The following is a 5,774-nucleotide window of genomic DNA, read 5'->3' on the forward strand; positions in this document are numbered from 1 at the left end:
ACCGATTGTTGAACAGGCTGAGCCGAGTGTCTTGCCACGATCAAGGCGAAGTAGCTGAGAGCTTTAGGGGAGCCTGTTAGCGGTTCACTTGCCCCGGACACGGCCAAGCCGAACTCAAGGCCTGTTCGGCCCCCGCGACCATGTGGACACTCTGAAAATAGCTGTCCCGTTCCGCCCAGCGCAGATAGGCCGCACGCAAGGCCGCACGATCATCGCGCGGCGCGCCGCACTCGGCCTTTCGCGCGACGATCATCATGTCCAGCACGCCTTGGAGATATGCTCCACACCTCTGCTCCGCGGCGCGGCAGCTCGCGAGAAGCGCGGCACCTTGCATGTCCGACTGTTTGGTTTGCGCCAGCGCCGGAGCATGAGGAGCGACCGCCCCCATCAGCGCCAAGATCATGGTTGCACGTTTCACCGTTTTCGTCCTTTCCGAACCCGGCTGGGCCGGGTGAAGGGGCGCGTCCGAGCTTAAGGTGCTGACACGCCTCAATCGCATTTTCATTCCTCGCTACCGAGCACCTGGCCTTCGGGCGTCACGAACAGCTCGACTGTCTTGCCAGCGCTGTTCCAGTTGCCCATCGGGCCGTGGTCGGGGTCGGGCGGCGATGACGGCCCGAAAAGCCGATCGCCTGATCGTCAGCTTCGTTGCAGGTTCATTTTGTCAAGGGCAGCGCGCAGGCCGCGGGCGAGCTTGGCTGCATCCTGGTTCGCCCAAAAGTGCATGAAGAACAGGCGCGGCTCGTCGTTCAGCATGTGATTGTGCAGTGCCGTAACTTCGATCCCGCTGGCGCGCAGCGCGCGCATGACCGGATCGACCTCGCTCGCTACCAGCACGAAATCGCCGGTGATCGCGGCCTTGCCGCCCCCGGTCGGCTGGAAGTTGATCGCGGTCGCGGTTCCCATCGTGGGCGGCGTGACCATACCGGCATCCATCAACCTTTCCGCGCGCGGGAAGCTGTATTGGAGGACGCCGCCATTCGGCTTGCCCTTGGCCCCCATCACGCCGTCAAGTGCGGCCGTGTTGAGATCGACGGGCGGCGAGCTGCCGGCCCCGGCTGAGGGCGGTTGCGAGTCCCTGGACGGCGCGGCGAGCGGGGTGCGGCTTTCCGCCAGCGCGGCGCGCAACGCGGTCGCGAGCTTCACCGGGTCGCCATGCCCGGCGATGTGCAGGTACATGGTGGCGGGCGCGGAGCGCAGCAGGTGATTGTGGAGCGCGGTGATCGTGAAGCCGCCGGCCAAGAGGCGGCTTATCACCGGGTTCACCTCCTCGTGCGTCAGCACCAGGTCGCCCATCACCATAGTGTCGTCACCCATCGGCTGGAACGCCGCCCAGGAGCCGAGCGCCAGTGCTGGCTTGATCGCCACGCCGTCGAGAGTGACGTGCAGGTCGGAGCGCGGGAAGCCGTAGCGATGGACACCGCCCGCCTGTTCGGTGCCCGGTCGGCCGAGCGCAGCATCGACCTTGTTCCAGTCGGGCGCGGCCCAGGCCGGGGCGGCGAGCGCGGCGAGAACGCCGGCCAGAAGGGGTTTCATCATCCAATCTCTCCTATCATCAGCGCCGGCACGGATAGGCTTCGCGCAACGCGACGGTCTCCCCGCGCTGCGCGTGCGCCGCGGTAGGAGCGATCCCGCCCGAGACGAGCAGCGCCAGCATGGTCCCGGTCAGACGTGACATCGCCCTCTCCTCGCGCGTTCGCCAACCCAAGCATGTCTATGGTTGCATGAACGATGATGCAACCGTTACACTCCAAAATCCGGATGATACAGTTATGACGAACGCCGAACCCAGCCCTTGGTTGCTGTTGATCCCGCAGCTTCCCGCCAAGCCCGCCTATTTGCGGGTGAAGGTGTGGCGGCGTTTGCAGGCGATCGGGGCCGCGCCGCTCAAGAACGCGGTCCACGCGCTCCCCAACCGCGCCGACACTCGCGCGCTGTTCGAGGATTTGCACCGCGAGATTGCCGACAATGGCGGCGAGGCGCTGATCCTAGAGGCGCGGCTGGTAGGTGGCATCGGTGACCCCGAGCTTCGCGGAACTTTCGACGCGGCGCGCGATGCCGATTACGAGGAGCTGGCGCGCGAGGCGCGGACCTTGGCGGAAGGCGAGTATGTTCCCCCCGGCGAGGTTCGCCGGTTGCGCCGCCGGCTGGACGAGATCGCCGCGATCGACTTCTTCGGCGCGCACGGGCGGCAAACGGCCGAGGCGGCGCTTGCCCCGGCGGAAGCCCGGGCGGGCCAGCACCCCGACGTGACCGGGCCGGGCGCGCCCGAGCTGGCCCAGGCCGAGCTTCGCGGGCGCACCTGGGTCACGCGCGTCCACATCCACGTCGACCGCATCGCGTCAGCGTGGTTGATCCGGCGCTTCATCGACCCGGACGCGACCTTCAAGTTCGTGGAGGGCAAGGGTTACGCCCCCGAGCCCGGCGAGCTGCGCTTCGACATGGCGGACGCCGAGTTCACGCACGAAGGCGACCGCTGCACCTTCGAGACGCTGGTGTTCCGCCGAGGGCTCGACGGCGACCCGGCGCTCGTCGCGCTGTCGGAGATCATCCACGACCTCGACATCGCCGACGACAAGTTCGGCCGGCCGGAGACGGCCGGCGTCAGCGCGCTGATCGAGGGGATATGCGCCGCCACGCCCGACGACCCCGACCGGCTCGCGCGAGGCGCGGGCGCGCTCGACGGCTTCTACGCCCACTTCACCAGGCGACGAGGAGAATGACGATGGAGGCGACCGCGACCGCGCCGATCGCAGGCCCGAGCCCGCGGGATCACGGCATCCCCTTCGGCGAAGCGCTGCGGGTCTGGGCCAAGGTTGCCGCCTTAAGCTTCGGCGGCCCGGCCGGCCAGATCGCGATGATGCACCGCGTGCTGGTCGAGGAGCGGCGATGGATCGGCGAGGAGCGGTTCCTTCACGCGCTCAACTATTGCATGTTGCTGCCCGGCCCCGAGGCGCAGCAGCTCGCCATCTACATCGGCTGGCTGCTCCACAAGACCAAGGGCGGGCTTGTCGCTGGCGCGCTGTTCGTGCTCCCCGGCCTGGTCGCGATCATGGCGCTGAGCTGGGTCTATGCGCTGTTCGGCAACGTCCCCTTTGTTGAGGCGCTGTTCTTCGGCTTGAAGGCCGCCGTGCTCGCGATCGTGCTTCAGGCCGTCGTGCGCATCGGCTCGCGCGCGCTGAAGAACAACGTCATGCGCGGGATCGCGGCGGCATCGTTCGTGGCGATCTTCTTCCTTGGCGTTCCTTTCCCGATCATCATTCTTGCGGCCGCCATCGCCGGCTTCCTTGGCGGGCGCGCACGCCACCCCGCCTTCATGGGCGGGGGCAGCCACGGTGCATCGGGCGGCAAGATCGTCCGCGATGCCGAAACCGCGCTTGGCGAGCACGTCCCCGACCACGCCCGCCCCAGCCTCGCATGGTCGCTCCGGATCAGCGGCGCGCTCCTCGCGCTGTGGCTCGCGCCGATTGCGGCGCTGCTCGCGTCAGTCGGACCGGGCAATGTGTTCACGCAGATCGCGCTGTTCTTCTCCAAGATGGCGGTGGTGACGTTCGGGGGCGCTTACGCCGTGCTCGCCTATGTCGCTCAGCAGGCCGTCGAAAACTACGGCTGGCTTCGTCCCGGCGAGATGCTGGACGGACTTGGCATGGCGGAGACGACGCCGGGGCCGCTGATCATCGTGACGCAGTTCGTCGGCTTCATGGGCGCGTTCCGGCAAGCGACCGGCTTGCCCCCGCTGCTCGCCGCCACCTTGGGGGGCTTGCTCACGACCTGGGTGACGTTCGTGCCTTGCTTCCTCTGGATCTTCCTGGGCGCGCCGTTCATCGAGAAGCTGCGCGGTAACAAGGCGCTGTCGGCCGCGCTCGCCGCCATCACCGCAGCCGTGGTCGGCGTGGTGCTCAATCTGGCGGTGTGGTTCGCGCTCCACACCCTGTTTCACCAAGTCCGCGCCCTGCCGATCGCCGGCAGGACGCTGGACGTGCCGGTGTTGTCCACCCTCGACCCGGCCGCGCTAGCGTTGACCGTCGCGGCCCTGGTCGCGATGTTCCGGTTCAAGTCGGGCGTGATCCCGACCTTAGGCGCGTGCGCTGCGGCGGGCGTCGCGCTTCGCTTGTCCGGGCTCGCTTAGAGCTGGAGCCCGAAGCGCGGCCCCACCCACGTCATCGCGAGGTAGAGCGCAACCGTGAGGAGACACCCCGAGGCGAGCGCCAGCCAGAACGGCGCGCCGCGGTTGAGCATCGCCGCAATGAGTAGGAACATCGGCAAGGACGGCAGCACGTACCAGAAGGTCGCGCCGGCATGGGCCGCCATGCGCGCCCGATCGTGCGTGTCGCGCCAGAGCCAGATCATGCCCAGCACCGAGACGAGCGGGAGCGAGGCGATCAGCGCGCCGAAACCGGGGCTGCGCTTGGCGATCTCCGACACGGCGACGATGATGACGGCCGATATGCCGGCCTTGAGAAGCAGGTAGAGCATCAGCGCACCTCGACCGTGAGGTGCGCCAGCTCGTGAACCGGCGCGAGCCGCTGGCGGACCAGCTCGCCATTCCGAACGCCGGCGACGCTGACGATCGCCGCGTGCGCTTCCGGTCCGACCTTCCAGACGTGCAGGTCGGTCACTCGGGCGTCGCCGGGAGCTTCGACCAGCTCGCGCACCTCGTCGGCGACATGCGCGTCGGTGCGATCGAGCAGGACGGCGGCCGTGTCGCGCATCAGGCTCCATGACCAGCGGGCGATGACGACCGCGCCGACGATCCCCATGACCGGGTCCATCCAGACCCAGCCGAGATACCGGCCGGCGAGCAGCGCCGCGATGGCGAGGACCGAGGTGAGCGCGTCGGCGAGGACATGAACATAGGCCGAGCGGAGGTTGTTGTCGCCGCCGTGAGAGCCGTGGGCGTGCGCATGATCGTGCCCGTGGTGATGATCGTGCCCGGGCCCGTGCCCGTGATGGTGGTGACCGCTCGAGAGCAGAAAGGCGCTGGCGATGTTCACACCTAGGCCGACGACGGCAATGATCGTGGCCTCCCCGAATGCGACCGTGATGGGCTGAAACAGGCGCAGCACCGATTCCACCCCGATCCCGAGCGCGATCAGGCCGAGCACCATGGCCGAGGCGAAACCGGCGAGGTCGCCAACCTTGCCGGTGCCGAAGCTATAGGCCGGGTTGCGCGCGTGACGCTTGGCATACGCATAAGCCGCCGCAGCGACCGAGAGCGCGCCGGCGTGCGTCGCCATGTGGAACCCGTCCGCGAGCAGCGCCATCGAGCCGGTCAGGTATCCGGCGATGATTTCGCCGACCATCATCACGGCTGTGAGTGCGACCACCCACAGGGTTCGGCGGGCGTTCTCGTCGTGCGAGCTGCCCAGGAAAACGTGATCGTGGGCAAAGCGGTCGATTTCGGAAGCGGTAGGCATCGAGCACAATCCTACTTGGCGTAACGGCGGATCACCGCCAGCAGCTCGTCGGCTCCGTGGGCGCGCTCCTCGTCCGTCAGCCCCGACCGAGCAACGTGCGCTTCCAGGTGTTCGGCGATAATTTCGTCCATCAGCCCGTTCACCGCGCCGCGGACGGCCGCGACCAAGTGCAGAACCGTCGCGCAGGAGTCGCCTGACGTGAGGCCGCGTTCGACGGCCCCGACTTGGCCGGCGATACGACGCACGCGTGCGATCAGGTCGGCGTTGGAACCGGAGAGATGAGCCATATACCCCCCTCCCCTATGCCGGGCAGATCGCAAGAACAACCCGGCGCATTACCGCTGTTCAGAAAACGGC

The 5,774-nt window shown here is 67.8% G+C and carries 8 protein-coding genes; 2 read left to right on the forward strand and 6 right to left on the reverse strand.

Translation table 11 applies throughout. The features are described 5' to 3' along the window. Window positions 1–76: 76 nt before the first annotated feature. From IQ292_RS17470 to IQ292_RS17845, 3 genes are all read right to left on the reverse strand, one after another. Window positions 77–418, reverse strand: coding sequence for a Rap1a/Tai family immunity protein (locus IQ292_RS17470; RefSeq protein WP_133497062.1), 342 nt, complete (start codon window positions 416–418; stop codon window positions 77–79). 221 nt (window positions 419–639) lie between these two features. Continuing rightward, the gene (locus IQ292_RS17475; protein ID WP_018251370.1) at window positions 640–1,539 is read right to left on the reverse strand and encodes a DUF1259 domain-containing protein; all 900 of its coding nucleotides are present in this window, start codon (window positions 1,537–1,539) and stop codon (window positions 640–642) included. Between the two features lie 16 nt (window positions 1,540–1,555). Beyond that, a complete protein-coding gene (locus tag IQ292_RS17845) occupies window positions 1,556–1,678 on the reverse strand; it encodes a hypothetical protein (RefSeq protein ID WP_267903937.1) in 123 nt (40 codons plus the stop codon). Between the two features lie 94 nt (window positions 1,679–1,772). Between IQ292_RS17845 and IQ292_RS17480 the strand changes: the two genes are divergently transcribed. Further along, the gene (locus tag IQ292_RS17480; RefSeq protein ID WP_018251372.1) at window positions 1,773–2,723 is read left to right on the forward strand and encodes a chromate resistance protein ChrB domain-containing protein; all 951 of its coding nucleotides are present in this window, start codon (window positions 1,773–1,775) and stop codon (window positions 2,721–2,723) included. After that, window positions 2,720–4,129: a chromate efflux transporter gene (gene chrA, locus IQ292_RS17485; RefSeq protein WP_018251373.1), complete on the forward strand. Its 1,410-nt coding sequence runs from the start codon at window positions 2,720–2,722 to the stop codon at window positions 4,127–4,129. The genes IQ292_RS17480 and chrA overlap by 4 nt, the downstream gene beginning before the upstream one ends. Here the strand turns inward: chrA and IQ292_RS17490 are convergent. The 3 genes from IQ292_RS17490 to IQ292_RS17500 are packed head-to-tail and all read right to left on the reverse strand — an operon-like array spanning window position 4,126 to window position 5,704. Further along, complete coding sequence (locus IQ292_RS17490) at window positions 4,126–4,476, reverse strand: DUF3147 family protein (RefSeq protein WP_018251374.1); 351 nt, start codon at window positions 4,474–4,476, stop codon at window positions 4,126–4,128. The genes chrA and IQ292_RS17490 overlap by 4 nt on opposite strands. Next, a complete protein-coding gene (dmeF, locus tag IQ292_RS17495; RefSeq protein ID WP_018251375.1) occupies window positions 4,476–5,417 on the reverse strand; it encodes a CDF family Co(II)/Ni(II) efflux transporter DmeF in 942 nt (313 codons plus the stop codon). Before dmeF ends, IQ292_RS17490 begins: the two co-directional genes overlap by 1 nt. Window positions 5,418–5,428: 11 nt before the next feature. Further along, window positions 5,429–5,704, reverse strand: a complete 276-nt coding sequence (locus IQ292_RS17500) for a metal/formaldehyde-sensitive transcriptional repressor (RefSeq protein ID WP_018251376.1) — start codon at window positions 5,702–5,704, stop codon at window positions 5,429–5,431. Between the last annotated feature and the right edge of the window lie 70 nt (window positions 5,705–5,774).

The organism is Sphingomonas beigongshangi, assembly GCF_016820445.1.
Lineage (GTDB): Bacteria > Pseudomonadota > Alphaproteobacteria > Sphingomonadales > Sphingomonadaceae > Sphingomonas > Sphingomonas beigongshangi.